This is a genomic window from Gluconobacter wancherniae NBRC 103581, from assembly GCF_007988885.1.
GTDB classification, from domain to species: domain Bacteria; phylum Pseudomonadota; class Alphaproteobacteria; order Acetobacterales; family Acetobacteraceae; genus Gluconobacter; species Gluconobacter wancherniae.
This window is the reverse complement of sequence record NZ_BJUZ01000002.1, coordinates 177,717-204,022: the sequence shown is the minus strand read 5'-3', so window position 1 is coordinate 204,022 and position 26,306 is coordinate 177,717. Positions and strand designations below refer to the sequence as shown.

Below are 26,306 nucleotides of genomic sequence, written 5' to 3'. Positions count from 1 at the left end.
GAGTTTCAAGACCATGATGCACTCTCCCGACAGTTTGACTGGCCGCTACGGGCTGGCCCCTCTGGGGCTGGCAGCCTGTATTTTCTTCATGATCGGGTTCGTAACCTGGATCAACGGGCCGCTCATCACGTTCGTCCGCGTTGCATTTTCGCTTGGGGACGTCAGCGCTTTTCTTGTGCCGATGGTCTTTTATCTTTCCTATTTCTTTTTCTCGCTACCTGCCTCCGTGCTGGCCCGCAAATTGGGTCTGCGTAAGGGGCTTTCCGGATCGCTGGCCCTATGCGCTGTGGGCGTTGCACTGTTCGGGCAGTTCGTCACCATGCGTTCCTATGGAGGTGCTCTAACTGGCCTGCTTGTTCTAGGCGCCGGTCTTTCACTGATGCAGGTCGTCATCAATCCGCTGGTGAGCCTTCTCGGCCCGCAGAACCGCGCGGCACAGCGCATTGCAATCATGGGCGTATGCAACAAATTTGCCGGTATCCTGGCTCCGATCGTTCTTGCCACCGTAGTCATGGGCGATATCGGCAGCGTTGCTGAAAAAGCGGAGCAGGCCCCGGACGCAGCCACGCGCGATACCATTCTCGCACACTTTGTGCAGGCAATTTATGCGCCCTACATGGGCATGGCTGTCGTTCTGCTGATCGCTGCATGCGCGATCATATTTTTTCCCTTACCCGAACTTGAAGCCCCTTCTCTGCCAGGCCTTCCAGATCAGAAAAACCGCGTTTTTCGGCCACATCTAGTATTCGGCATCATTGCAATTTTTCTCTATGTTGGCGTCGAAGTCATGGCAGGAGACGCCATTGGCACTTACGGGCAGGGCTTTGGCCTGCCGCTCAGCCAAACCAAATTCTTTACGTCCCTCACACTGGCAGGAATGCTGGCAGGTTACATGACGGGGATCGTGGTCATCCCCCGCCTGATCTCGCAGGAGCGCTTTCTGGAGTTTGCGTGCATAGGTGGCTTCTGCCTGACCGTGGCCGCCTTTCTCACGCATGGCTATCCGTCTGTCATGTGCGTGGCGCTGCTAGGGGCCACAAACGCCATGATGATGCCAACCCTCTTCCCAATCGCCATCCGTGGCGCGGGAGCATGGACGCCACTCGCATCAGCATTTCTGGTCATGGCATATAGTGGCGGCGCGGTCGTCCCTCAGATTTATGTCGCCCTCAAACCCTTCGTCGGCTTTCAGGCCATGTTCGCCCTACTCGTCCTCCCGTCCTACGTTGCAATCCTCTTCTATGCCCGCCGCTTCGGAAAGACGGGCCTTCTACCACTGGATCACTCCTGATGCCCTACCTAGACGGCCAGCTCGTCCTTGCGGATCGCATCCTTCCCGGCCGCATCACGTTCGACACCCATATCCGCGCGCTTGATCCCCTCAGGACCAGCAGCGAGCGCTATATCCTGCCGGGCTTTATCGACGGCCACGTCCATGGCGGTGGTGGGGCAGATACGATGGACGGCGTCAGCGCCATCGAAACGCTTTCGCACTTCCATATGGGCCACGGCACGACCACCATCCTTCCCACCACAATCACCCGCCCCTGGGATGATGTCATGTGCGCGCTCCGTGCCGTGGCTGAAGTCTGCCGGAACGGGGTGGCAAACGGTCCGCGCGTGCATGGTGCACATCTGGAAGGACCATTTGTCAGCCCCCACAAACTCGGAGCGCAGCCCCCGTTTGCCATCACGCCTTCACCCGAAAAAGTGGAAGAAGCGCTTGCGACAGGATGCGTGCGGGTGGTTACGCTAGCACCCGAGCTGGAGCATGCGGATGATGCCATGCGCCGTTTCTCACGGGCGGGTGTCAGGGTCAGTCTCGGGCACACCACAACGGATTTCGAAGGTGCGGAACGCGCGATCTGCACTGTCTGCGCAGCGGGAGGCACGATTGGTGCCACCCATCTTTTCAACGCCATGTCTCCCATTGAAGGACGCAGGCCCGGCCCGGTTACCGCACTCATGTGCAGTGACAGCGCCTATGGCGAGATGATCTTCGATACACACCATGTGCATCCAGCCAGCTTCCGTCTGGTCGAACGCGTCATGGGCAAGCGCCTGCTGTTCGTAACGGACGCAATGCGCGGAACCGGCGGACCAGATGGCACCAGTCAGCTCGGCGGGCAGGATGTCACAATCCAGGATGGCGTTGTCCGACTGCCAAACGGCTCATTGGCAGGAAGCATTCTTACGCTCGATCAGGCACTCCGCAATGCTGTTGCATCAGGCATGTCACTTCCCAAGGCCGCAGGTCTGGTGAGTTCCAATGCCGCACAATATCTGGGCCTGCATGACCGCGGTGTTCTCGCGCCTGACTTTCTGGCGGACTTCACCATTCTTGATGCCACGCTGAACATCTTGGAAGTGTGGGTCGGCGGCGAGCGGCGTCTGTAACCGTCTCATACGCAAGAACGGGGAGAAAACCCATGCCACTCAACGTCATCATTGCGCCCGATACAGCAAGCGCTTTCCAGCGGGCAGCCACCTTTCTGGCAGACCACATTCGCGGTGCCGCACACCCGGTTCTTGGACTGGCAACCGGCCGCACGATGGAAAGCATCTATGCGCTTCTGGTTTCCGATCATCAGGCTGGAAAGCTCGATTTTTCACAGCTCACTTCCTTCAATCTCGATGAGTATGTCGGCCTGTCCCCCACAGATCCACGCTCTTACAGACACTACATGCAGGAGCACCTTTTCGGGCATGTGAACATGCGCCCGGAACATGTCCATGTACCTGATGGCACAGCTTCGGACCTTGTTGCTGAATGCGCGGCATATGAGGCTGCAATTCAAAATGAAGGCGGTTTAGGACTACAACTCCTGGGCATTGGTGAAACGGGCCATATCGGCTTCAACGAACCGCCCTCCGCATTCGATACGCGCACACGACCCGTCACCCTTGATGACGTCACACGCCGACAGAACGCTGCAATGTTTGGTGGACAGCCCGATGCCGTCCCACACACTGCCCTGACCATGGGCGTCGGCACCATTCTAGAGGCACGGGAACTGCTGCTCGTGGCCACGGGTTCAAGCAAAGCCCGCATCGTTGCAGAAGCACTTCTGGGCCCACTGACGCCAGACATCAGCGCTTCCGCAATCAGGCTTCACGCAAACTGCACGGTTATTCTGGACCATGAAGCTGCCGCGATCTGGAAGCAGCAGAAATCGGCGTCAAACCTCTAAAAGGCTCAGTTTTTTGAAAGCTGGACGGGATCACCCAGCTTTATGCGCCCTCCCCGCACTACAAGGGCGTTCTGGCCAAACATGATCCCGCCCTCCTGGCGACGAAACGCCCCAAGACTGCGCAGGGGTTCACCCTTGTGCAGGATGGTGCCCGTTGCCTGATCAATAGTCGTCATCACGCAGCGGCTGCATGGCTTGACGTTTCTGAGTTCCACGTCACCGATCCGCAATGTTACCCAGCTATCCTCCTCCCATGGCGCTGCCCCGGCAATCACGATATTGGGCCGGAACCGCTCCATGGGAACGGGAACTTTCAATCTCGTATTCAGGTCCTGCAAAGAGGCTGTCGTGCAGACAAGCAACGGAAAGCCATCTGCAAAAGACACCTGAAAATCGTGCCCTGCGTGATGCCCCGGACGGGCAGAAGCCGGAGCATCCATGTAAGTCAGGCGACACGACTTTCCGATAATCGCACTCAACCATAAGGAAGCCTCATCACCAGCATCACGCGCTGAAATCATGTCCTTCCAAACAGCTACATCTGCGATTGGTCCACCATCAGGAAACGGAACTCTCAGATCAGGCCGTGTAGCGTGTTGCAGAACAATCCCATTGGGATACTGAAGAACGCGAACCGTTGCCATGATCGGGTCTTTGCGCTGTGTCAGGAATATCCCGTCAGCGTCTACCACGACCCAACGCCTGTCTCCGCGCGCGCCCCATGCTTCAAGATCCATCACTTCTGGCTCGAGGCTGCGCAGGCTTTTGACAGGATAAAGATGCAGGGAGGCGATACTCAGCACGCGAGCAAATCCTTCATGAAGTAACCTCCCCTTGTCGGACATGTGCATGCGAACACGCAACTGACCATTCCCGAAACGCGATTTGCATCCAGCGCCCCAAACCCCATATCCCCTTGACAGAAGTGCAGAAAAACGACTGTCTCACCACCCATACGCCCATGTGGCAGCAGCGCGCCGCCCATACATTCCAGACGCCCTGCCCGGAGTTTTTCCATCGATGTCTCAGTCCACGACAGAAGCGCTGACGAACGTCCTCTCCGATAGCGAAGCCAGCTATCTGGACGATTTTCTCAATCGCTCCGCAGACACGATGCGCGACTTTGCTGACAGCAGTACCTGCAAGAACTGTCTGGCTGAAATAGCCCAGACAATCTCAGCCTCCCTGCATCGCGGGGGCAAGCTGCTCGTCGCAGGGAATGGTGGAAGTGCCGCCGACGCACAGCACATTGCGGGCGAATTCACAGCACGCCTGATGTATGATCGGCGTCCCCTCGCTGCCATAGCACTCACCACTGACAGTTCCGCCATGACAGCCATCAGCAATGATTACGGCTATGACCACGTGTTCTCACGTCAGGTCGCAGCTCTTGGGCGCCCTGGAGACGTGTTCATTGGCATTACGACCTCCGGCCGCTCGCCCAACATCGTTCGCGCTCTGGCTGAAGCACGCGCTCACGGCCTCACAACAGTCGTGTTCATGGGAGACAACGGCGTTGTGGTCGACGACTGTGACATCGCATTCCGTGCACCATCAGACTGGACTCCTCTGATCCAGCAGATTCACATCACCGCATCACATGTCGTCTGCGCGCTGGTGGAACGAGAACTCTGCCCGCAATCAGGTCACACCGCCTCGATCTGAAAGCTTTTTATGCCCGAACCCTGTTACGCCAGTCATTAAGCACATCATGCAGGGTACGGGACCACGGCACCCGTGGCTCCCATCCAAGGAGACGATGCGCCTGTGAAGCGTCTCCTCGCGTTACAGCAACATCCAGAAGCCGCACACGCGCCGGATCTTCGTGAACCGCAGCGCTCACACCGGAAATTTCCAGAAAATCCGTCAGCACTGAGCGGACGGAACGAAGCGAGCCGGAACAGAGGTTCAGTATCGTTCCAGGCTGAAGGCCGATCTGGGGCGCAATCGCATCAATATACGCATCGCAGACGTCCTGAACGTCCATGAAGTCCCGCTGCCCCTCCAGATTACCCACCTCAATGACAGGCCGCTGTAACCCGGCCTCGACCCGAGCCACCTGTCTCGCAAAAGCTGCAACAACACGAAACGGCTCCTGTCCCGTGCCAGTATGATTGAATGGGCGAAAACGCACTACCTGCAATCCGTCACGCGCCAGAACACCCAATGCCATATCGGCCGCAGCCTTGGACGCGGCATACGGGTTCAGTGGGGCAAGAGATGCATGTTCAGTCAAAGGACTTTCTGCATGAAAACTTGCCCCGTACACTTCAGACGTTGATGCAAACACCATTCGTGCATGCGGCACATGCTTCAGAAGACTCTCACCAATATTCAGTGCACCATCGAGATTGACAGACCAGTTACGGCGCGTATCTGCGGCTATTTTTTCCGGGTCAGATATGCCCGCCAGATGAATGCAGGCATCCGGCCGAACATTGCCAATAACCGTATCGACTGCGTCCCTGTCCGTCACATCGAACGGCGCTTCAATAAACGCAGATTGCGGAGCACGCGCCGCCAGACGAAGGCGGAGATGATGGCCGACAAAGCCACGAAAACCCGTTACCAGCACACGCATTGCGATCTCCTCCGAGCTCGCACCGATCATGCAGGAGGACCCTGTGAGGAGCAGCTCACGCGCCATGCCCGCGGGAATGGCAATGGAACTGCAAACTAGCACCTGCAAGAGGTGAAGCTACCCCCCAGAATCAGAAAAGCCAGTGATCTCCACAAAGGAGATGCACTGGCTTTTCTAGACCGGACAACAGAAACCTGAGTTCAGGCAATCAGTTTCCAGTAGCGCGATCAATCGAACGACCTGCCTTTTCGATCGGTCCCTGAGGAGGATCGACGGTGTCACGAACCTTCTGCCCAAAGGTACGGTGCTGCTCGCACGCACTCAGCGTAACCGTCGTAAAGGAAAGTGCCAGAAGTAGAAGAACGGTTTTACGCACAGTATTTTCCTTCACATAACAGGAAAAATCAGAACGGTTCGCCTGACCAATGGTTGCAGGTTATTTGCATGGCCAGATTCAACTCAAAGCCATGCATATCGCCATTTATTGATCGGAAGGCGCTGCTATGCTGCCATCCCCGCTCTCGCCCTGTGCTTTCGGATCACCACTTTCAACCGCATCCTCTGGCTCTTTCCCAATCCATTCCGCTCTTGTTTTCGGTGCCTGATAATCCATCAGACGTTCAATCCCGGAAATTTCCAGAGTACGTGTAGGAAACGGAATGTCGATATCACGTGCCTGGAAGCACTTTTTCATCCGGCGATAGAATTCACGCTGTACGGGCCAGCGACCGGCCGTCGTCGTGGGGAGCGTTCCACGAACAGTCACGGAAGAATCGTTCAGGGAATCAACACCCCACATCTGGAAATTGTCGATGATAAGATCGCGGAATTTCTCGTCCGCGCGCATTTCGGCAGTGATGTCGTTCAGAGCCTTCACCACGTCGTCCGTATCAACAGAATAACCCACTTCAGCCACAATAATCGCACGAGCAAAATCACGGTTGTAGTTCGTGATCTGATTGAGGGAACTGAACGGGAAAATGTTCATGGAGCCATCATTTGCACGCACATGAACCGTCCGGAGGGAAAGCTTCTCCACCACGCCATAAGTGCCGCTCAGAGTTACCGCATCGCCAACCGTAAGTGCATTTTCCATCAACAGGAAAATACCGCTGATAAAATCCTGAACGAGCTTCTGGGAACCGAAACCCAAAGCCACACCAAAAATCGAAGCACTGGCAAGAAGCGGCGTAGTGTTCACCCCGATCTGGGACAACACCGTGAGCCCCACAACGCCCACCAGCACAACCATCAGAATGATTCGAAGCATCGGCTGCAGAGTGCGGAAGCGGGCCATCCGCGCCTTGGAATCATCGTAGTTACCAAGGTTCCGGATATGGCGCTCAATGGCGATATTCACACCTTCCCAGATCAGCACGCCAATCAACAGCGCTATGACGATTGTGCTGACAGAAGACAGCAGCCGCGAGCCAAGTGCTCCCTTACCGAAAATGCTCTCCAGCGGCACACCCCAGGCAACACACAAAGCCCCAAGTGTCAGCAGCGCAACAAGAACACCCAGCACACGACGGGCAGAGGGATAGTATCGCGCAATCCGATCCTGTGAATCATTAGCAAGAAACTTCCATTCCGCGACCAACCGGAAAAAGCGCTCCAACGCACCATAGGCCGCAATGCTGATAATCCGCATAATGATCAATGCGATGCAGGATCGTACGAAAATATACGTAATCCGAGCATAACCACCATGAATTTCGGCGGCCCAGACCAACCACAGACTCAAATCAAAGAACAGCGCAACGATCCACCAGATCCCAACGAACAGCTTCACAACAACTGCAAGGCGCCCCTGCTTCATAAGGGGCTCAAAAGCACGAGAAACATACCCGCGCGAACGGATGATCATGATCGCGAGCATGACATGCCCGACCAGCGCCAGAATCTTTCCCAATGCCGTTGTGATGTTGTCTGGCATGGAGCAATCGTCCAGGACAGCGAGTGTCGCGATCCCCCAGCTCAGCACAAACCCGATCCGACGGAGCCAGCCGAAGAGAAAGCGGGAAACATCATTGCTGAACGTCGTAAGCCGCAACCAGGGCTTTCCGGGTGCCAGCGTCGCATAAAGAAACGCAACCCAGACCCCGATTGTCACATTGGCAATCCATGCCACGTTCTGCAGTGCATCTGCGGTCTGAGCGTCACCATCAGGGTCAAAGCTCTGCATGATGAACGCCACAAGCGGGAACATTGCAACTGGCAGAAGATCGAGCAAAAAGCAGCCAATCGAAAACGGCAGGCGACGGAGTGCCATCAGAAGCTTGGCTAATGCCCCCTGATGCTTCAGCCGCTCATTCTGCTCAGTCTCAGCTTTGACAAGTCGCTCTGCACCCTCCTCGCCCTGATAAGGGTCGGTAATGGGCGTTGCCAAAGCACGCTGCTGCATCTCGACCTGCTCGGATACAGTTGCGCCTGAGTCGGTAGAAGCTTCCTGTCCAGTAGCGCGCTCCGCAGCCTCCTTGGCGTCTTTCGCATCTTCCTGCTCCAGTATCTGCTCACGCAGATTGCGCTGCCGTGCATACCCCTCAAGACGGGCTCTGGGCTTGCGTAGAAGGAGGCGCACAAGAAACGCAAGAGCCGAGGCTACGGCGATCATCACCGCTACACGCAGCAGAACCTTTAGCATTTCATTGCGAAGTTCCGGCGTGTTCGAAACATGCCGGATCCAGGGCCCCAGAGAACGGAAATTACCTACAGTCCGCGTCAGAACGTGAACCTCACGCAGGGATGTGTTTCCAAGATTCGAGAAGCTGCCCAGTAATTGACCACCCAGACTGTTTGCGCGGATAGGCTGTGTGGTCTGCCCACTGGCAGTAGCCGTCGGCGCCGCTCCTTGGGCTGCAGAAAGGTTGCGGAGAGTAGTTACAAACTGCTCACGTTTGGAATCATTATCCAGAACGCCCAGAAGCTGTTGTGCCTGTGCTGCCGTCAGATGAGGCGTAGAAGCGTCTATCTTGCTTCCAGAGGCAGGCTGAGCAGTTGCGGGCGCTGTCTCGGCGCGGGCCTGAAAACCCGGCATCAGCCCCAGACACAGCATCATGACGGCGAGCGCAATACGCATGCGGCCTGACAAGGATTTATGGCCCTGGCTGGAGTTTAATAATGAATAGGTCGAAAGACAAAAGCCGGCACGCGCCTGCATTCGGTCTGCTCCTCAAGAATCGGGGCGTAGAATCACGGCGCGATATACAGACTTCCTGCCAGGCAAAAAGAAACGCACCCTCAACGTTTCTACGCACGAAACTCCCTGATGTTCCAAGGAAAAATTATCCCTAAAAACGATACGTCTCCTGAGAGACGTTAAGAAAAGCGGGCACTCTTAACTGAGTATTTACACAAAAACGGCTTTATCAGACCTATCAACACACGGGAATTTCCAACACCCCATGCGCGCGAACCCCATATTCCGCAATGTTAGTTTTGCAGCCTTTTTCGGGATGCCTTTGCTGCTTACAGGCTGCAGTTCACTTGCCCAGCTTTCAGAAGTGGGGCGGCCACCGCGCATGACATCAATCAGCGATCCAACGCTGGCTGCAAGCTATCGACCCATAACAATGCCGATGCCTCCCCTCCAGGCTCCCCCTGAAGAGCTCGCCAGCCTTTGGCGCCCTGGCAGCAGGGCCTTTTTCAAGGATCAGCGCGCGTCTCAGGTTGGAGATCTGGTCACCATCATCGTCGACATTACCGATAATGCCGCATTCAATAACGGCACGACCGCCACGCGCGCCGCGGATCAGAATTTTGGGATACCAAATTTCTTTGGAGCCAAAGGCAAGATCATAGACGCCGTAACAGGCTCCAACACCCTTAAAACCTCAAGCAGTGACGACAGCTCTGCAACAGGTAAAATAACCAGAAATGAAGCCGTTACGCTTCGTTTGGCGGGAACAATCACGCAGGTTCTGCCGAATGGCAACTTCGTTGTGATGGCCAAGCAGGAAGTGCGTGTGAACAGTGAACTGCGTGAACTCGGTGTCAGCGGGATCGTGCGCCCTCAGGACATCACTGCAGACAATACCGTCACCCATGACCGAATGGCCGAAGCACGCATATCCTATGGTGGTCGCGGGACAATCACCCAGATCCAGACGCCACGCTACGGTCAACAGGTTCTGGATTCCATCCTTCCATTCTAATCGAGATAAACAAAAAAAAGCCGCCAGAAACAGGTTCTGACGGCTTCCAAATTTATTAAAACTGATCAGCTCAAGGAGAAGGCTTCGCAAGAAGAAGCGCCCATAGCTGTGCAATATCATGAGCAGAACCGGTACCAGAAACAGCACTCAGAGTCTTAATGGCATCAGCCTTACGACCAGCATCCATCTGAGCCATACCAAACTGGAGTTGAGCCAGATCCGGGAAACGCGGATTCTTGGCAAGACCCTTCTGCATCAGCGCAAGGCCCTGATCTGCCTGGCCGCTGAGAACCTGATTGTAGCCTGCCGTCAGAGCAGGACCAGCCGTCGAAGCCGTTTCAGCCTGAGCAGCAGCGGCAGGAAGCTGAGCACGTTCCGTAGCGGCATGCTGCGCTACGAAGGCATGAAACTTTGCCTGAGCAGGCGCCTGAGCACCGTTACCCAGTGAATGATTGGCATAACCCTGGTTCAGTAGATTCAGAGCAAGCTGGGAAAGCCCCATCTGGACAGCGCGCTCAGCCATATCCTGATAATCGGACGGATCCTTCAGCACACCAGTAGCAAGACGCAGACGCTCTACCGCAAAAACCAGCGGCGGAGACATGTTCGGATCTGCAACCAGATTATGGATCAGCATCGCCCAGTAGTCAGGCTTGGAATAGTACTTTGCGAGCAGCACATATGTATGTGTCTGGTTCGTGGAATCGTGCAGATTCGTATAGGCAGTCGCCAGCATCTGGAGCTGGTTTTCCGTAGGAATCTTGCCTGCCTTTATTGTAGCATCCACCTGATCCTGAGCGACCTTCGAGGTGCCCTTCCAGTCCTGCTGGAGGTAGAAGCTCTGGATTAGCATCGTCTGGACACGGGGATCCGGGCCGATCTCGTTGAGATAACGCTGAGCGGGAGGAACCGCGTGCGCATAGTCCTTGGCGCCATAAGCCATGCTGGCCTGTGCCATCAACATCTGACCTTTAGCAGCCTTCGGTGTCCGCGGGCTATTGATCAGAACGTCATAAGCTTTGGTCGCAGCAGCAACATTGCCCGACTGCGCAGCGATAGCCGCACGCATCTGGGCAATGGTGTATGCTTCGTAATCCGTTTTACCTTTGACCGCGTCAGCTGCATCCACGCCAGACATTGCCTTGGCGTAGTTTTTGGAGACGAGCGCACTCTGGGCCTGCTGAAGATCCTTGCCAACTGCCTGTCCGAGAACATCGTCAGCAGAAGCGTTTCCGGCTAGGGTAATGCCCAAAGCTCCAGCCAGAAGAAGATTACGGGGGCTCAGAAAGCGGTGACGGGTCAAAAACACGGGTTACTGTCCTTCCATGAACTGATCCAGACCAACGATACCCAACTTGGTTACGCCGAGACGCTGTGCGTCTGCCATAACATGGGCAACCGTCTTGTAGTCTGAAAGGCGGTCAGGATGAATGTGCATTTCCGGCTGATCTGCTTGGGCAGCAGCATCACGGAAATGGGCTTGAAGAGAAGCTTCAGACGTAATCGGCTCACCGTTCCAGCTGATACCGTTGTCATAGCCAATACTGACGGTGACAAGTTTGGGCTGTTCGGTAGATGGCGGCGGATTTCCCTGTGGGAGATCAATAGCCACTGAATGTGTCTGTAGCGGGATGGTGATGATCAGCATAATCAGCAGCACCAGCATCACGTCGATCAACGGCGTGGTGTTGATATCGACAATGCCTTCGTCTTCGTGCGTGCTGTCCGATCCGACGCTCATGCCCATGACGGCGGTTCTCCAAAAGGGTCCAGATAGGTCAAGGGACCGGGTCGCTCATACAAACGACCCGGTATCAAGCACTCAGTTCGAGTGCGGCTGCTCTGTGATGAAATCCACATGAGCGATGCCAGCTTCCTGACAGGTTGCAACAACCTGTCCGATCGCCAGGTACTTTGCAGCACCGTCACCTCGGATCTGCACCTGAGGCTGAGGCTTCTGTACAGCCACTTTTTCGAGGCGATTCAGAAGCTCATCATGGTTCTTCACAAGAACCTCGTTCCAGAAAGTCTGGCCATTGGCCGTGACAGCCAGGACAACATTGTTGGGCTTGGTCTGCGTCGGCTGATTTGCATCAACCGGCAGCTTGACCTTCACCGTATGTGTCGCAACGGGGATCGTGATCAGAAAGATGATGAGCAGAACCAGCATGACGTCGACGAGGGGGGTGGTGTTGATTGCCGACACCACCTCGTCGTCACCGCCGCCTCCTCCGACGTTCATTCCCATGGTATTAGACCCGCTGGCTGGTGGTGATGGTTGTCGGCGTTTCCATGCGCGCTGCCTCCGGAGAGACACCATGGCGGAAGCCACCGATCAGCACGGACTGGACGTCAGCAGCAAAGTTGCGAACGCGGTCCATGGCACCCTTGTTACGACGAACCAGCAGGTTATAGCCGAGAACAGCCGGAACAGCAGTTGCAAGACCGATAGCCGTCATGATGAGGGACTCACCAACCGGACCAGCAACCTTGTCGATAGAAGCCTGACCTGCAATGCCGATGGCCGTCAGAGCGTGATAGATACCCCAAACGGTACCGAACAGACCAACGAACGGCGAGGTAGAACCAACCGTACCAAGGAATGCAAGGCCGCCCTGAAGACGGGTGTTGATGGTATCAACTGCACGACCAATGGACATTTCAGTCCAGGAATGCAGATCAATGGCGTCGCGCATTGAGCCTTCATGGTGCTCTGCAGCAACAATGCCGGTCTCAGCGATGTAGCGGAACGGAGAAGCAGCCTTAAGGGATGCTGCGCCGTCATGCACGGAGGTCTTGGTCCAGAACTGGTTGGAAGCTTCCTTGGCAGCAGAGAAAACGCGGCCCTGCTCAAGGAATTTCATGACCATGATGATCCAGGTACCGGCAGACATGATGACCATGATGATCAGCACGCCACGAGCGATGATATCGCCATTGGCCCAAAGAGCACCCAGACCATATGGGTTACCCTGGGGAGCAGGTGCTTCCGGAGTTGCCGTTACTGCGTCTGAAGGAGCAGCAGCAGGGGCCGTTGCATCAGCTGACGGCGCAGAAGGAGCTGCTGCCGGGTCAGTTGTTGCAGGAGCCGGGGCAGCAGAAGAGTCGGTCGGAGCCGGTGCAGCCGGAGCAGCAGACGGATCGGTGGGAGCTGCTGCAGGAGCAGTCTGATCGCTCGGGGCCGGCTGAGCGAATGCAACGGCCGGCAGAACCGCACCAGAAGCCAGGGCCAGCGTCAGGGCCATGGCGCTGGCCCGAACGGCGCGCGCCTTCGTCGGAACGGCGAGAGCAGGAAGGCGGAACAGTCTGGTCATGAACTCCATATCCTCGTCATAGAGATGCCCGTTTCCGGAGCTGTCTTGAGTGCCGGTCCCAAGGAGGAGGACCAGCCCTTAATTGTGAAACCTGCCTTATCCCGGAGGACAGGGCAGGAAAATCTTGATTAGTGTGCCAATGGCAACACTAGTCGCCCATTGTGAAGTCCACATGCAGGATGTGGTGGTGCTCGGTGACAGCCTGTCCGTTTACGACGGCGGGCTGGTAACGGGCACGGCCGAGGAAGTCCATGGCACTTTCCACAAACTCATGACCACCGCTTGAGCTGACGATCGTGCAGTTTGCGGTTCTGCCTGTCGGGAGAATATCGCATGAGGCGGTAACTTTGCCTTCACGGTTTTCTTCCTGGGCTTCTTCCGGATACTCCGGCTTGGCACCATTGATCGGCGACGCACCTGCCGTGTGGTCAGGAACTGCTGGCACTGGCGGACCCGGAGGTGCCGGTGTCGGAGACGGCTCCGGAGACGGAGTCGGCGTCGGCGGCTGCGGATGCGGCGGCTTCACATGGGTGACGCGCTGGATCGGGTGCGGCGGAGGCGGCACGCTGATCTTTGGCGGCGGAATATAAGGCGGCGGCGGCTGCTCCATCACTGGTGGCGGCGGCGGAGGTGGCGGCGGAGGCGGCTTGGGCGTCTCCTTGATCACTTCCGTCTTGATGGGTGGCTTTTCGTGGACCAGCTTGCCCACCGCACCACTCATGAGCCCGTAGATCACCGCGCCCATAGCCAGGACGGCCACGACAATCGCGACAATGTAGTCCGTCGGCTTGCGCTGCTGTGCGGCGTAGCTCTTCATGTCGTAACCTTCTTACCCCTCACTGACACCTGCAACGGTCCACACCTGCCGAATGGTATGGTCCGATCGTTGTCCCCTCATCTAGGCACACTGCAGTCACGCAAGCGTGATTCGTTGCATGACGTTAGGACATACCCGATATGCTGATTGGGCAGGCTAGAAGCCATGGTGTCAAGCTTGTTATTGGCTGGATCGAAACGAAAATCTTTCTTCTTTCCATCATTTTATACCGTTTCTCGGCTTTTAATGCTCAGAAAAACGCATTTATCCGGCAATTTTGATCGTTTGTGACTAAGTTGAGACCTAAATGTAATAAAATTATGTCTTAAATAAAAAAGGGGCACGCTTTGTTGCGCACCCCTTATGAAAAAAGAATGTTTCCCTCTACAGGAAAAGTTCCTTACTGCGCCGAAGCACTCGCCTCGGAGCGCGTGGCTCCCACACGCTGTGCAAGCGATGCCGACATGAAATCATCCAGTGCACCGTCCAGAACAGCATCCGGATTGCCCTTCTCGACGCCCGTGCGCAGATCTTTGACCAACTGGTAAGGCGCCAGAACATAGGAGCGAATCTGATGCCCCCATCCAATGTCCGTCTTGGCAGCCTCAGTCTGCGCAGCAGCGGCTTCACGACGCTGCAGCTCCGCTTCGTACATGCGAGCCTTAAGCATTTCCATGGCCGTAGCACGGTTGCGGTGCTGGGAACGATCAGTCTGACAGGCCACCACGATACCCGTGGGGATATGTGTGATGCGGATGGCAGAATCCGTCTTGTTGACGTGCTGTCCACCAGCACCCGATGCACGAAAAGTATCCACGCGCAGATCTGAATCGAGAACCTCGATTTCGATCGAGTCATCAACCACGGGATAAACCCAGACCGACGCGAACGATGTCTGGCGGCGGGCGGCGGCATCGAACGGCGAAATACGCACCAGACGATGAACACCAGCCTCGGTCTTCAGCCAGCCATAGGCGTTGGGGCCTGTGATCTGCATGGTGGCAGACTTGATGCCAGCCTGCTCACCCTCACTGCTTTCCATCAGCGTGACCTTATAGCCATGCTGCTCGGCCCAACGGGTGTACATGCGAAGCAGCATTTCGGCCCAGTCCTGAGCCTCCGTGCCGCCCGCACCGGCGTTAACTTCGATGTAGCAGTCGTTGGCGTCAGCTTCACCCGAGAGGAGGCTCTCGATTTCGCGCTTGTGAACCTGCTGCGCGAACTCACGCAGGGTGGCTATGGCGTCTTCCACCATGCCCTGATCCTGCTCCATTTCGGCAAGCTCAACGAGTTCGAGCGTGTTCTGCACGTCAACTTCGAGCTGTTCGACGCCTTCAATCTGATTGGCAAGCGTCGTACGCTCGCGCATCAGCTTCTGTGCGGCTTCAGCGTCGTTCCAGAGTTCTGGATCTTCTACGCGGTGATTCAGTTCCGCGAGGCGTGTTTTGGCGACATCCCAGTCAAAGATGCCTCCTCAGCAGCGCGATCGACTGCTTAATCTGCTCGGAGAGGGATTCGGTCTCAGCCGACATGGTCTTTCTCCACTAGAGGGTGGGTTGGGCCGATCTCAGTACAGCCCACCCACACCGATGTCACCATCCGAAACAGCAGGTTTCTGCGCAGATTGCCCGTTTGTCGGCGCCACACCACTCGCGGAAGGGGCAGCCTGCGCCATATCAGCTTCAGAATCTGAAATCGTATCAGCACCAGTGTCTGCTGCTGTAAGGGCTTCTGTACCCGCGCCAAAACCATGAAGAGCAACAGAGGCACCTGGAATCTGGTCTGGCTTGAACCCGTCCACGGCAGAGATACGCCCCGTGTCATAACGAGCAAGAGTGATGTCTGCGGGCACTCTGAAATCCAGCTTCGGGCGATCTGCGAGAGCCACCTTCATGATCCTGTTCCAGATCGGGCCAGCAATACGCCCACCATCTTCGTTTTTTCCCAATGTCTCGGGGGTGTCGAAGCCAACCCAGACCACCGTCACGATATCGGGGGAAAAGCCTGCAAACCACGCATCATGAAAATCCTGACTGGTGCCCGTCTTTCCAGCAATGGGGCTATCAATCCCGCTGCCAGCCATACGGCCAGTTCCATTCGCAATCACATCACGCATCATGGTGACGATCTGAAACGCACTGTCTTCGCTCGCCAGAGTTGGACGTCCATCGGTCAGCAAGGGCACCTGCACGCTTCCCGGAACAGGCAACGCAGTCACCGGCGGAACTGCGGGTGCACCTGAAGCAGGCGCTATCGTAGGTGATGGCACAGCAGAAGAACTGGCAGGCGGAGCCTGCATGACCGTGCCCAGTGTGTAGTTTTTGGATTGCCAAATCACCGTGCCATCGGGATCCTGAACATCGTCAACCAGACTTGGTGTGACGATGTGCCCCCCATTTGCAATTGCTGCATAGGCACCCGCTTCCCTGAGAACCGTGGTTTCAACGGCACCCAGAGCCGCAGGCAGAACATGTGGCATCTGATCCACAAGCCCAGCCCTGATTGCGGTGTCAGCAACGGCCTTCATACCCAGATGGGCAGCAACGCGAATTGTCACGAGATTGCGACTTTCACGCAGCGCATCATGCAGCGTGGTAGGGCCCCAGTTGTCGTGTTCATAATTACGCGGATGCCAGTCCCCGTATGAGACAGGCGAATCGTCAAACTTTTCGGAAGGGGAAATGCCCGCTTCCATGGCCGCCAGATAAACGAACGGCTTGAACGATGAGCCCGGCTGACGCAGAGCCTGTGTGGCACGGTTGAACTGGCTGTCATGGAAAGACCAGCCACCGACGAGCGAAAGAACACGCCCGGTTCGCACATCCATCGTTACTGCAGCACCTTCAACACGCGGCACCTGACGCAATGCAGCCGAACCACCTTCCTGTGGTTCGATCATCACAACATCTCCGGCTCGCAGCGGGTGCATGCGTCTGGCCCAGGCCAGATCCGCACCAATGAGCGCGGAGGTGTGAGTGCTATCCTCTTCCATCCAGCCGACATGAGTTGCCCCGGGGAGAACCACTGCTAGACGCCAGCTCCGCAGCATACCACCCGGTGCCTTGGTACCCTGAAGCGCAGCTTCCCAACCGTCATTCTGGATATCGTTCAGGTGCGTAACCGGGCCACGCCAGCCACCATGTGCGCGATCATAGGCCATGAGGCCTTCACGCAGAATCCGGGTGGACGCGAGCTGAAGGTTCTGATCAAGGCTCGTATGAACCTCAAGACCACCCTGCAATGCCCGGTCATTGCCATATTGTGCAATAAGCTGCCGACGGACCTCAGACCCGAACCACTCGGATTCCGGCAGCGGACCAAAGCGCTCTTTCTTTTGCGGAACCAGAGGCTCCTGCTTTTCCTGCTGTTCCAGATCGGCGGAAATGAAACCGACTGCCTCCATACGCGAGAGCACAAAGTTGCGACGTTCAAGGGCAGCCTGAGGGTGCAGGAACGGATTGTAGTTTGTCGGTGATTTCGGAAGCGCCGCAAGAGACGCGGCCTCGGCATCGTTCAACTGATCAAGAGGCTTGTTGAAATAGGTTTGGGACGCAGCGGCCACACCGTAAGCACCGTTCCCAAGATAGATTCCGTTGAGATAGATCTCCAGAATCTTGTCTTTAGGCAGCGTCTGCTCGATTTTCATCGCGAGCATCGCTTCCTTGATCTTGCGATCAAGGGTTAGGACATTGCTATTGAGCAGCATCACCTTGGCGACCTGCTGGGTGATCGTCGAAGCCCCGAGAGGGCGACGTCCATGACGGGCCACCAGATCCGTTACGCCAGCCCGCGCGATCGCCAGAAAATCCACACCGCCATGCGTGTAAAAATTCTGATCCTCAACTGCGATGAATGCGTTTTTTACCCGATCTGGAACCGCACTGATCGGCACAAAGATGCGCCGTTCATTAACCAATTCCGCCATCAAACGATCATCGGACGCATAAATGCGGCTGACCGTCGGCGGCTTGTAGGCACGCAGGCTGTCTACACTCGGCAAATCAGCAACGAGCTTGGCATAGGTGGTCCAGCCAATCACACCGGCACCGGTGAGACCCACCACGCCCACGCCCAGAATAATGGCGAGGGACTGGCGGAAACGCCGGTAACGGGGACCACGCAGAGGCCCGGCCTTGGGATCCTGCGGATTACGGGGGCGAAAATTGGGTCGCGTCATACGGCCTGCATAGCATCGAAACGCGTCATTCGTCGCCCCTGACGAGCAGGTAGGTCAAGCCCGCGATTTTTCCCAGTTTTCCCGCCCCTGGCGATCCAGAAGCTCAAACTCCTCATCATTAAGATGAAAAGAAGCACTGTGGACATTTGAAGCCAGATGTTCAGGGCTTCCCGTGCCCGGAATCGGCAGGATGACCGGCGATCGACGGAGCAGCCATGCTAAAGCGATCTGCCCTCCAGAGGCACGATGCCGATGCGCAATTTTATCCAGATCCGTACCCGGTTTTGCCAGATCACCAGCAGCAAGAGGGGCCCACGGGATAAATCCGATATTCTCCTTCGTGCAATAATCCAGAACATCCTCGGAATGGCGGTCAACGAGATTGAACCGATTCTGCACGGTCGAAACCGGAAAGAATTTCTGCGCGAGCCTGATCTGATCAACCGTCACTTCAGAAAGGCCAACATGACGGATCAGCCCTTCCTCACGGAACTTCGCGATCGCCTCGAACTGTTTTTCAGGCGCACAATCGGGCGCCACGCGATGGAGCTGCCACAGGTCAATCCGCTCCACACCCAATCTGCGCAATGACATAAGCACACACTGGCGCAGATAGTCCGGATTTCCGACGGGCCGCCAGATATCCGGGCCGTGCCGGGTCAGGCCACCCTTCGTGGCGACTACCATCTTGGTGTATGGATGAAGAACCTCGCGGATCAGGTCTTCGGAAACAAATGGCCCGTATGAATCTGCGGTATCGATGAAGTCCACACCATATTCATGCAGACTTTCCAGCGTTCTGACCGCCTGCTCATGATCTGGTGGTTCGCCCCAGATGCCCTTGCCCGTAATGCGCATCGCACCAAAACCCAGACGATGGATTTTCAGGTCCCCGCCGATGCTGAATGTGCCGGATTTGCTAGCGTCAGGTTTACTCATTTTCGCGATCTCCCTGAGAGCGATACACTCTCAACAGCCCGACCCGGCACAGGGTTGCGTTCGTTAACCCAGCAAACGCCCGATCATACGCGCCGTATAGTCAACGACCGGCACAATCCTTCCGTAATTCAGCCGTGTAGGACCAATGACACCAATAGCTCCCACAATCTTCTGCACTTCGTTACGGGCAGGCGCAACGATCATGGACACTCCAGACATTCCGAACATGCCACTATCGCTGCCGATATAGATCCGCACCCCCTCAGACGCATCAGCCAGTTGAAGAAGCTGCAACATCGTCTCCTGTGTTTCCAGACGATCAAACAGCATTCGGATCGTAGTAAGGCGCTCGATTTCAGTAATGTCTGCCAAAAGCTTGCCCTGCCCACGGACAAAAAGTGTTCCGCCATCAGCGCCCCACGTGGCAAGACCACTTTCGATTACGGCAGCAGTCAAGGCGTCCAGTTCATGTCTGCTTGCATCCATTTCCGACAGCACACGCTGCCGAAGGTTCGTCAGTGTCAGGTCACCCAGACGGGCATTAAGATAATTCCCAGCCTCGACCAGCGCCGAAACCGGCAGGCCCGGTGGTGTCTCGATCACCCGGTTCTCAACCTGCCCATCCGCCCCCACCAGAATGACCAGCACACGCCCCGGCCCGAGTGCCACAAATTCAATATGCTTCAGGGCCGCATCTGATTTTGGTGCCAGTACCAGCCCCGCCGCAGAGGATAGCCCCGACAGCAGCAAAGACGCTTCTGCCAGTGTCTCCTGATATGAACGCCCACGTATTTCCAGTCGGCTGTCTATATTCGCCCGCTCTTCGTCTCCCAGCGCACCAAACTGGACCAACCCGTCAACGAACAGACGAACACCTTTTTCCGTTGGAAGCCGCCCGGCTGACGTATGGGGACTAAAAAGCAGCCCCGCCTGCGCCAGATCTGCCATCACGTTGCGGATCGTGGCAGGAGACAGCGAAGGCTGAAGCCGTTGCGAGAGTGTCCGGCTGCCAATCGGCTCCCCGGTTTCAACATATTCCTCGACGATTTCGCGCAGGATCGCCGCTTCCCTGTCCCCAAGACCGTGAGGGAAAGACGTTGTGGTGCGAAACGTGTGCGGGTCAGGTCTCATCATATCAAAACCCTATGTCGGGGCTGGATGCATTCTCGTCAAACGCGTTAAACGCTTGTCGCATCTTGAATGAAGGATTTTCTTGCATGTCTCAGCGCCCATCAGGCCGTGCCGCAGATGAAGGACGCCCCGTTTCGATCGAACTCGGGACGGCCCGTCACGCAGAAGGCTCTGCCCTGATCCGCGTTGGTGGAACGGAAGTGCTGTGCACGGCATCCATCGAAAACCGCGTACCGCCTTTCCTGCGCAACAAAGGGCAGGGCTGGATTACCGCAGAATATGGAATGCTTCCTCGTGCCACGCATATTCGGGGCAACCGGGAAGCCACCAAGGGTAAGCAGTCTGGCCGAACGCAGGAAATCCAAAGACTGATTGGCAGATCGCTGCGCGCATGCGTGAACCTTCGTAAACTTGGCGAAAAAACCATCACGCTGGATTGTGACGTATTGAACGCGGATGGCGGCACGCGTTGCGCGTCCATTACAGGGGCCTGGGTTGCCCTTGCCATCGCACTGAGAAAAATCAATGCGGGCTCAGCCCTGACCTCCCAGATTGCCGCTGTCTCGTGTGGCCTTACAAAAGCAGGCGCCGTTCTGGATCTCGACTATATCGAAGACAGCAACGCCCAGGCGGACAGTAACTTTGTTCTGACATCCACTGGTGGCATCGTCGAAATTCAGGGTACGGCAGAGGAAGCTCCTTTCGAAGAAAGCGAGTTTCTTGAACTCCTACGCTTAGCCAAACTCGGAACAGCAAACCTATTCGAAGCTCAAAACAGAATTCTGGAGAGCCTGTAATGCGTCGCCTTCCTCGCGGATCAAAAATAGTTCTGGCCAGCCACAATGCTGGAAAGCTTCGTGAATTCTCGGCCCTTCTCGCCACCAGCGGCATTACGGTCATTTCCGCGGGAGAGCTTGATCTTCCAGAACCGGAAGAAACTGAAGAAACGTTTGCGGGAAATGCCGCCATCAAGGCGCTTGCCGCTGCCAGAGCTTCGGGCCTCCCAGCTCTAGCTGATGATTCCGGCTTTTGCGTTGCTGCCCTAAATGGTCAGCCCGGCGTTTATTCTGCGCGATGGGGCGGACCGACCAAGGACATGACGATCGCAATGGAGCGCGTACATGCTGAAACCGGAGATAATCCGGATCGCAGGGCGTCATTTGTCGCAGCCCTCTGCCTTGCATGGCCGGACGGGGAAACACGCGCCGTCGAGGGACAATGCCATGGTCATACCGTCTGGCCGCCACGCGGGGAGCTAGGGCATGGTTATGATCCGATGTTCATCCCTGAAGGCGAAAACCGCACTTTTGCAGAAATGACGGATGCAGAAAAAAATTCTGTCAGCCATCGCGGACGCGCTCTGGCGCTGTTTCTTTCTGAATGTGTGGAAAATTGAGAATTCTGCCTAACTTTTAAACGATCGGAAACAGGAAAAATTAATAACGAATATTTTTAGTTATTTTAATAAAAAACTTTTTGGATATCGTCATTTTCAGAACTCCCGGCGAGCGCTGCAAATGACGATCCGATTGCCTGTATTTTCCATGACAACCGCGATGTCCGCGCTGATAATATACAGCGCGGCGCACGCCCAGAGCACCATTGTCCAGCCAGTTACTGCACCAGAAACAATCAAGGTTCATGACGAGCCCCGCCCCTCGATACAGAATTATCCACATGCAGGCGTCGTGGGTCAGCCGAGACGGGTCTATCCTCTTCAGAACGTAGCTCCAAACGGTCATCAGGGCAGATGGGGAAACTTTACACGCGGTAACGGAGAATCTGCAGGATTTGGCCCTGTCGGCCGCTACGGCGTTGCCCCCTGGGCCGAAGACTGGAGCTATCTGCGCGATCCAAAGCTTCGCAACGACCCCCTCGATATCCTCAAATTCATTCCACTCAACGACCAAAAAACAATCTGGCTCTCTTTCTCGGGAGAAACGCGCCTGCGCAACTGGTACGAGGAACATCCGGGTCTGGGCGCGAGTGGACATCCGGGTTCCGGGCGTTTCACTGCAAGGAATCTCTACGGCGCCGACCTACATCTTGGATCGCATATCCGGCTGTTCGGACAACTCATCAACGGCGATGCGGCAGGCTGGAACGGATATGGCTACGGCACGACCTATCGTAAGAAGCTGGACGCACAACAGGCCTTTATCGAAATTACCGAAAACATGTTCGGAGCCAAGACAGGCTTTCTTTTCGGCAGACAGCAGTTTCTCGATGCACCATCATATCTGCTGTATAATCGGGAAACGCCCAACGTCCCCATTTCATGGAATGGTTTTCGATATTACGCCATCTGGGACAACATCCGTATTGATGCTTATGACTTCGTCCAGACCAATATAAACCAAACGAAAATGTTCCATGACACTGAAGACTATGGAACACGACTATACGGCTTCAACACAACGGTTGCCGTTCCAGCTTTTCATATCGGGAAACAGCAGGTCCATTCATTTCTGGATCTGTTTTATATCGGCTACAAATATGCTGGCTCAGCAGCAGCCATTTCTACCGCGACCGGAACCAAATCCGGCTTCCAGACCAGAAATAATTTCGGTTTCCGGTGGTATGGTTCCGCACCATCTTTCGAATATTCGATTGGCGCAGATTATCAGGGCGGAACATTCAACTACGCAAAAACGGACCAGAAACGTTCAGTTGATGCTTACGCCATCAACGCCACGTTTGGATATCGTAAGCCCGCCTCTTTTCTCCACCCCTTTATTGGTATCCAGACAGATATTTATTCTGGTGGAAACAGCCACAAAACCACCGGCAGCGTAGGAACATTCGCCACGCCCTTCAGCCCGCAGACGAATTATCTCGACACGACAACATACATTGCTCCTGCGAACCTCATCAGCATGTCTCCGATCCTGAGCATTACCCCGCGTCATTATATTTCCTTACGCCTGAAGGCCCCGGTTTTATGGCGCGAAAACACCTCGGACGCGGTGTATAGTTCATCTGCACGCTACGCCTTTTCGACGGGCTTGAATGGACGATATGTGGGAATTGTTCCGCAAGCTTCTCTTCTCATCCAGCTCAACCAGCATCTGAGCTGGCAGATGTATGGTGCGCGTTTCATTGTTTCACATAATCTTCGTGAAGCAGGCGCAAAAAGTGGAAGCTATGCTCAGTCCAATCTAGTTTTCCGGTTCTAATTTCATAAACGAAAATTCTGTTCTTCAGAACGAGAAAATTTGGTAGAAATCGACATTCAAAACGACCAAAAAAACACAATAAAAATTGTCGAAACAATAAAAAATTCCACATAACAAACATTTATGCTTATATAAGATAAACTATGTGAGGTATTATCTATGGGAAATATGACAGCACTGATATCCGACGTTTTCGTATTTGTATTTATTCCATGGATTTTATGGCGGGTCCTCAGGCGTTCAATTCCGGTTGCCATTCTTCCAATTCTCGTCGGAATTGTACTTGCTGTTACGCATTTTCCCGTCGCCCGTTTGGGCATACCTTCGCTCTATGGTGACTATATCGGATGGCTTGCCGTCCTCGTCCTTGCTTTCACGGCTGGCCTGGAAATGTGGCAACACCCCGAGAATACGGCAGGAGCGGAACCGCTCCCCCCTTCTTCGATCAGCCGCGTGCTGGGCGCTGCTCTCATAGCACTTGGGCTCCCGTTCATCGTTGGCACAATGCTGGTCAAACAGTTTTTCCTGCCGCTGCATGGATGGCATGCGCCACATGGGAATGGATGGATCGGCGCAATGTCTGTTGGGCTTTGTATCGCCGTTAGCGCGTTGCCGGTCCTGATTGGCCTGGTTCGGGAGCTGGAACCCGCACATAAACCAGTCGGCCAGATTGCTCTCAAGCTTGCTGTTGTGGATGATGCAGCATTGTGGATTGGCTTGGCCATTCTGCAGTTCGCCGCGCGTGGATCAGACGCCCTTCATGGATGGAGCGGGCTTGAATTTCTGGCCGTCGCACTACTCGTAGGCCTCGCGTTGAGCAGCAGTTGGGCAACCCGCAATCTTCGCAACCCACCCCTGTGGGTCATCTGGATCGCAGTCCCGGTGTTTTTGGCCGCAGGCTCGTGGGCAAGCAAGCAACTTGGGCTTCATGAACTAATCGGTGCATATTTTGCAGGCGCCTTGATGCCGCCACGCTGGGTCCGCCGTCTACCAATAGAGAAAGTAGGAACATTTTCCCTGATCTGGCTTGCACCCATGTTCTTCGGGCATAGCGGCCTGCATATCAATGGCGACGCGCTGACCTGGCCTTCCGTTTTCGCCTCCATCCTTTTGGTCGTTATTTCCATCGCAACCAAATTGCTGGCTGTATGGGCCTACCCACCGGCGCCGGGCCTGACACATCGACAGGCACTCAGCATCGGGTCGCTGCTTCAGTGCAAGGGCTTGATGGAAATTGTTGCGGCAACGATCCTCCATGCGCAAGGCATGATCTCGGAATTCGCATTTGCATCGCTCATGGTGCTGGCGGTCATTTCAACCACGCTCACCGGCCCAATGTTCCGCATGATCACCTGGCGGCGCAAACAGACCGCCTGATAATCTCTCAATCAAGGCTGGCTCATTTTGCAGTCAGCCCATGATTGATCAGAACACCCCGCTGCCAGACCTGATCGATATGATCGAGCGCCGCGATATTCATATCCGGCGCACCATCCACGATCAGGATGTCCGCCCTTTTACCCGCCGCAATCACACCCCTGTCCGTCAGGTGCAGGAGCGCGGCCGCATTGCCCGTTGCAAGCGTGATGGCTTCAACCGGGGTGAGCCCCGCACCCACAGTCAGGGCAAGTTCACGATGCTCGGCAAAGCCCGGAATACGCGTGGCTGCGGCCCCGGAATCTGTTCCAAAGCCGATATGCACTCCAGCGCGATAAAGTGTCATCAAATTACGCTGGTTGATCTCTAAAGCGTATCGTGAGGCTGGGGTCAGTGGCTTGGACAATGTCTGCATTCGCCAGGTAGGATCTGAAAACTGAGCCCGTAGCGCGGGATCCAGCCCCGCACTCAGAAAAGGATCGTTCAGCCATTCCGGATGCTCGGCAAAAATATAGTTTGCCTCATCCAGATCCAGCGTCGCGATGTACCAGGTGCCCTGCCTTTTCATTGCGCTAACAAGAGCGGCATCAACGGGCCTGTCACGCACGCCATGCGCAATAATATCAGCTTTTGCGGCCACAACCGATTTCGCAACATCCAGATCATGGATGTGCACGGCCACGCGCGTGCCATGCTTGTGGGCTTCATCAATCGCCGCTGCGTAGATCGTCGGGGAGAGCTTTGGGTAGGTCTTTCCATTGGGAACGTCGTTACGGAAATCATCGACCCAGACCTTCACGAGATCCGTCCCTTCCGACACCATTTTGTCTACATCCTGACGGGCCTCTTCGGGGCTAGCCGGACGATAAACCTGATCTGGCCCAAGCCCTTTGACAAGGCTGTCAGGCGGGACGCCATTTGGCGCACTGATCCCCTGATCCACACCAAAAAGATCCGCACCCGGATTTTTACCCGCGTGCTGTTCACGGCGAAGGTCGTCGAAGAGCGGTGATTTGTTAAGCCCAAGCGCCGTAACTGTCAGGACGCCATATCGGGTATATTGCTGAAGGGCCGCAAGGATGTTGGCGCGTGTGTAATTGTCGCTGGAACCCTGCGTTCCCTGCACCAGCCCGACATGACTGTGATCGCTGATGAGAGCTGGTAAAAGAGTCTTGCCACGCAGATCAATGTGCTGTGCATCAGAAGGTGCGGTACTACCGACAGAACGGATCAGACCGTTGTCGATCACAACAGTTATGTTTTCCTTTACTATACCGCCCGTACCATCGATCAGCCTCGCATGGTCGAAAGCCACAGGTACAGCCAGCGCTGGCCACGAAAATACAGTCGCTACGGAAGCAAGTAGAAAACTGGCGAAAACACGACGCACACCCATCGGACAGACCCTCATCACATGACATCTCTAAACCTCAACGCCACAGGAAGATC

Annotated in this window: 23 protein-coding genes; 9 read left to right on the top strand and 14 right to left on the bottom strand. The window is 55.6% G+C overall.

Going from position 1 to position 26,306, the window contains the following annotated elements; all coding sequences use genetic code 11:
- Positions 1-13: 13 nt before the first annotated feature.
- The 3 genes from gluP to nagB are packed head-to-tail and all read left to right on the top strand — an operon-like array spanning position 14 to position 3,191.
- The gene (gluP, locus tag GWA01_RS07985) at positions 14-1,291 is read left to right on the top strand and encodes a glucose/galactose MFS transporter (protein ID WP_146796047.1); all 1,278 of its coding nucleotides are present in this window, start codon (positions 14-16) and stop codon (positions 1,289-1,291) included.
- Positions 1,291-2,397 carry an N-acetylglucosamine-6-phosphate deacetylase gene (nagA, locus tag GWA01_RS07980; protein WP_186819514.1) on the top strand — a complete coding sequence of 369 codons (1,107 nt, stop codon included), beginning with the start codon at positions 1,291-1,293 and terminating at the stop codon, positions 2,395-2,397. Before gluP ends, nagA begins: the two co-directional genes overlap by 1 nt.
- Positions 2,398-2,429: 32 nt before the next feature.
- A complete protein-coding gene (gene nagB, locus GWA01_RS07975) occupies positions 2,430-3,191 on the top strand; it encodes a glucosamine-6-phosphate deaminase (RefSeq protein ID WP_146796041.1) in 762 nt (253 codons plus the stop codon).
- A 5-nt stretch (positions 3,192-3,196) separates the two neighbouring features.
- On the opposite strand, the gene GWA01_RS07970 is transcribed toward nagB, so the two are convergent.
- On the bottom strand, positions 3,197-3,994 hold the full coding sequence (locus GWA01_RS07970) for an MOSC domain-containing protein (protein WP_229316058.1): 798 nt from the start codon (positions 3,992-3,994) through the stop codon (positions 3,197-3,199).
- 217 nt (positions 3,995-4,211) lie between these two features.
- Between GWA01_RS07970 and GWA01_RS07965 the strand changes: the two genes are divergently transcribed.
- Entirely contained in the window at positions 4,212-4,856 is a 645-nt protein-coding gene (locus GWA01_RS07965; protein WP_146796038.1) for a D-sedoheptulose 7-phosphate isomerase, read from the top strand.
- 7 nt (positions 4,857-4,863) lie between these two features.
- On the opposite strand, the gene GWA01_RS07960 is transcribed toward GWA01_RS07965, so the two are convergent.
- The 3 genes from GWA01_RS07960 to GWA01_RS07955 all read right to left on the bottom strand — a co-directional run bounded on the left by GWA01_RS07960 (position 4,864) and on the right by GWA01_RS07955 (position 8,932).
- Positions 4,864-5,802 carry a GDP-mannose 4,6-dehydratase gene (locus GWA01_RS07960; RefSeq protein WP_228118517.1) on the bottom strand — a complete coding sequence of 313 codons (939 nt, stop codon included), beginning with the start codon at positions 5,800-5,802 and terminating at the stop codon, positions 4,864-4,866.
- Between the two features lie 178 nt (positions 5,803-5,980).
- Entirely contained in the window at positions 5,981-6,148 is a 168-nt protein-coding gene (locus GWA01_RS13035) for a hypothetical protein (protein ID WP_186819513.1), read from the bottom strand.
- 105 nt (positions 6,149-6,253) lie between these two features.
- On the bottom strand, positions 6,254-8,932 hold the full coding sequence (locus GWA01_RS07955) for a mechanosensitive ion channel family protein (RefSeq protein ID WP_146796036.1): 2,679 nt from the start codon (positions 8,930-8,932) through the stop codon (positions 6,254-6,256).
- Positions 8,933-9,227: 295 nt separating this feature from the next.
- Here GWA01_RS07955 and flgH point away from each other — a divergent pair, with 295 nt between their 5' ends.
- Positions 9,228-9,926 (top strand): flagellar basal body L-ring protein FlgH, encoded by a 699-nt coding sequence (gene flgH, locus GWA01_RS07950; RefSeq protein ID WP_229316069.1) that lies wholly within the window; start codon positions 9,228-9,230, stop codon positions 9,924-9,926.
- A 70-nt stretch (positions 9,927-9,996) separates the two neighbouring features.
- On the opposite strand, the gene GWA01_RS07945 is transcribed toward flgH, so the two are convergent.
- From GWA01_RS07945 to hrcA, 9 genes are all read right to left on the bottom strand, one after another.
- Complete coding sequence (locus GWA01_RS07945) at positions 9,997-11,235, bottom strand: hypothetical protein (RefSeq protein ID WP_146796030.1); 1,239 nt, start codon at positions 11,233-11,235, stop codon at positions 9,997-9,999.
- Between the two features lie 3 nt (positions 11,236-11,238).
- The gene (locus GWA01_RS07940; protein WP_146796027.1) at positions 11,239-11,673 is read right to left on the bottom strand and encodes an ExbD/TolR family protein; all 435 of its coding nucleotides are present in this window, start codon (positions 11,671-11,673) and stop codon (positions 11,239-11,241) included.
- A gap of 75 nt (positions 11,674-11,748) precedes the next feature.
- Entirely contained in the window at positions 11,749-12,174 is a 426-nt protein-coding gene (locus GWA01_RS07935) for an ExbD/TolR family protein (RefSeq protein WP_146796024.1), read from the bottom strand.
- 4 nt (positions 12,175-12,178) lie between these two features.
- Entirely contained in the window at positions 12,179-13,240 is a 1,062-nt protein-coding gene (locus GWA01_RS07930) for a MotA/TolQ/ExbB proton channel family protein (protein ID WP_146796020.1), read from the bottom strand.
- A 148-nt stretch (positions 13,241-13,388) separates the two neighbouring features.
- Positions 13,389-14,057 carry an energy transducer TonB gene (locus tag GWA01_RS07925; protein WP_146796016.1) on the bottom strand — a complete coding sequence of 223 codons (669 nt, stop codon included), beginning with the start codon at positions 14,055-14,057 and terminating at the stop codon, positions 13,389-13,391.
- A gap of 400 nt (positions 14,058-14,457) precedes the next feature.
- Positions 14,458-15,589 (bottom strand): peptide chain release factor 2 gene (gene prfB, locus GWA01_RS07920; protein ID WP_146796013.1). Its coding sequence is split into 2 segments (ribosomal slippage): positions 14,458-15,519 and positions 15,521-15,589, totalling 1,131 coding nucleotides; the frame shifts between segments, so codons are not numbered across the junction.
- A 35-nt stretch (positions 15,590-15,624) separates the two neighbouring features.
- Complete coding sequence (locus GWA01_RS07915) at positions 15,625-18,234, bottom strand: penicillin-binding protein 1A (RefSeq protein ID WP_146796010.1); 2,610 nt, start codon at positions 18,232-18,234, stop codon at positions 15,625-15,627.
- A 54-nt stretch (positions 18,235-18,288) separates the two neighbouring features.
- Positions 18,289-19,173 (bottom strand): aldo/keto reductase, encoded by an 885-nt coding sequence (locus GWA01_RS07910; RefSeq protein ID WP_146796007.1) that lies wholly within the window; start codon positions 19,171-19,173, stop codon positions 18,289-18,291.
- 63 nt (positions 19,174-19,236) lie between these two features.
- Positions 19,237-20,307, bottom strand: coding sequence for a heat-inducible transcriptional repressor HrcA (gene hrcA / locus GWA01_RS07905; RefSeq protein ID WP_186819512.1), 1,071 nt, complete (start codon positions 20,305-20,307; stop codon positions 19,237-19,239).
- Positions 20,308-20,390: 83 nt separating this feature from the next.
- Between hrcA and rph the strand changes: the two genes are divergently transcribed.
- From rph to GWA01_RS07885, 4 genes are all read left to right on the top strand, one after another.
- Positions 20,391-21,101, top strand: coding sequence for a ribonuclease PH (gene rph / locus GWA01_RS07900; protein ID WP_146796004.1), 711 nt, complete (start codon positions 20,391-20,393; stop codon positions 21,099-21,101).
- Positions 21,101-21,700 carry an RdgB/HAM1 family non-canonical purine NTP pyrophosphatase gene (gene rdgB / locus GWA01_RS07895; protein ID WP_146796001.1) on the top strand — a complete coding sequence of 200 codons (600 nt, stop codon included), beginning with the start codon at positions 21,101-21,103 and terminating at the stop codon, positions 21,698-21,700. The genes rph and rdgB overlap by 1 nt, the downstream gene beginning before the upstream one ends.
- Before the next feature lie 121 nt (positions 21,701-21,821).
- Complete coding sequence (locus GWA01_RS07890) at positions 21,822-23,480, top strand: alginate export family protein (protein ID WP_146795998.1); 1,659 nt, start codon at positions 21,822-21,824, stop codon at positions 23,478-23,480.
- Positions 23,481-23,639: 159 nt separating this feature from the next.
- A complete protein-coding gene (locus tag GWA01_RS07885) occupies positions 23,640-24,857 on the top strand; it encodes a cation:proton antiporter (protein ID WP_146795995.1) in 1,218 nt (405 codons plus the stop codon).
- Positions 24,858-24,879: 22 nt separating this feature from the next.
- Here GWA01_RS07885 and GWA01_RS07880 read toward each other — a convergent pair whose 3' ends face one another.
- Complete coding sequence (locus GWA01_RS07880; RefSeq protein ID WP_146797643.1) at positions 24,880-26,253, bottom strand: amidohydrolase family protein; 1,374 nt, start codon at positions 26,251-26,253, stop codon at positions 24,880-24,882.
- Between the last annotated feature and the right edge of the window lie 53 nt (positions 26,254-26,306).

Coding starts and splice junctions, on each gene's coding strand:
- GWA01_RS07925 (WP_146796016.1), bottom strand. CDS start 14,057: ATGAAGAGCTACGCCGCACAGCAGCGCAAGCCGACGGACTACATTGTC.
- rph (WP_146796004.1), top strand. CDS start 20,391: ATGTCTCAGCGCCCATCAGGCCGTGCCGCAGATGAAGGACGCCCCGTT.
- GWA01_RS07910 (WP_146796007.1), bottom strand. CDS start 19,173: ATGAGTAAACCTGACGCTAGCAAATCCGGCACATTCAGCATCGGCGGG.
- GWA01_RS07965 (WP_146796038.1), top strand. CDS start 4,212: ATGTCTCAGTCCACGACAGAAGCGCTGACGAACGTCCTCTCCGATAGC.
- nagB (WP_146796041.1), top strand. CDS start 2,430: ATGCCACTCAACGTCATCATTGCGCCCGATACAGCAAGCGCTTTCCAG.
- GWA01_RS07885 (WP_146795995.1), top strand. CDS start 23,640: ATGGGAAATATGACAGCACTGATATCCGACGTTTTCGTATTTGTATTT.
- hrcA (WP_186819512.1), bottom strand. CDS start 20,307: ATGATGAGACCTGACCCGCACACGTTTCGCACCACAACGTCTTTCCCT.
- GWA01_RS07960 (WP_228118517.1), bottom strand. CDS start 5,802: ATGATCGGTGCGAGCTCGGAGGAGATCGCAATGCGTGTGCTGGTAACG.
- rdgB (WP_146796001.1), top strand. CDS start 21,101: ATGCGTCGCCTTCCTCGCGGATCAAAAATAGTTCTGGCCAGCCACAAT.
- GWA01_RS07935 (WP_146796024.1), bottom strand. CDS start 12,174: ATGGGAATGAACGTCGGAGGAGGCGGCGGTGACGACGAGGTGGTGTCG.
- GWA01_RS07915 (WP_146796010.1), bottom strand. CDS start 18,234: ATGACGCGACCCAATTTTCGCCCCCGTAATCCGCAGGATCCCAAGGCC.
- GWA01_RS07955 (WP_146796036.1), bottom strand. CDS start 8,932: ATGCAGGCGCGTGCCGGCTTTTGTCTTTCGACCTATTCATTATTAAAC.
- GWA01_RS07880 (WP_146797643.1), bottom strand. CDS start 26,253: ATGGGTGTGCGTCGTGTTTTCGCCAGTTTTCTACTTGCTTCCGTAGCG.
- GWA01_RS07940 (WP_146796027.1), bottom strand. CDS start 11,673: ATGGGCATGAGCGTCGGATCGGACAGCACGCACGAAGACGAAGGCATT.
- nagA (WP_186819514.1), top strand. CDS start 1,291: ATGCCCTACCTAGACGGCCAGCTCGTCCTTGCGGATCGCATCCTTCCC.
- GWA01_RS07890 (WP_146795998.1), top strand. CDS start 21,822: ATGACGATCCGATTGCCTGTATTTTCCATGACAACCGCGATGTCCGCG.
- gluP (WP_146796047.1), top strand. CDS start 14: ATGATGCACTCTCCCGACAGTTTGACTGGCCGCTACGGGCTGGCCCCT.
- GWA01_RS07930 (WP_146796020.1), bottom strand. CDS start 13,240: ATGACCAGACTGTTCCGCCTTCCTGCTCTCGCCGTTCCGACGAAGGCG.
- flgH (WP_229316069.1), top strand. CDS start 9,228: ATGCCTTTGCTGCTTACAGGCTGCAGTTCACTTGCCCAGCTTTCAGAA.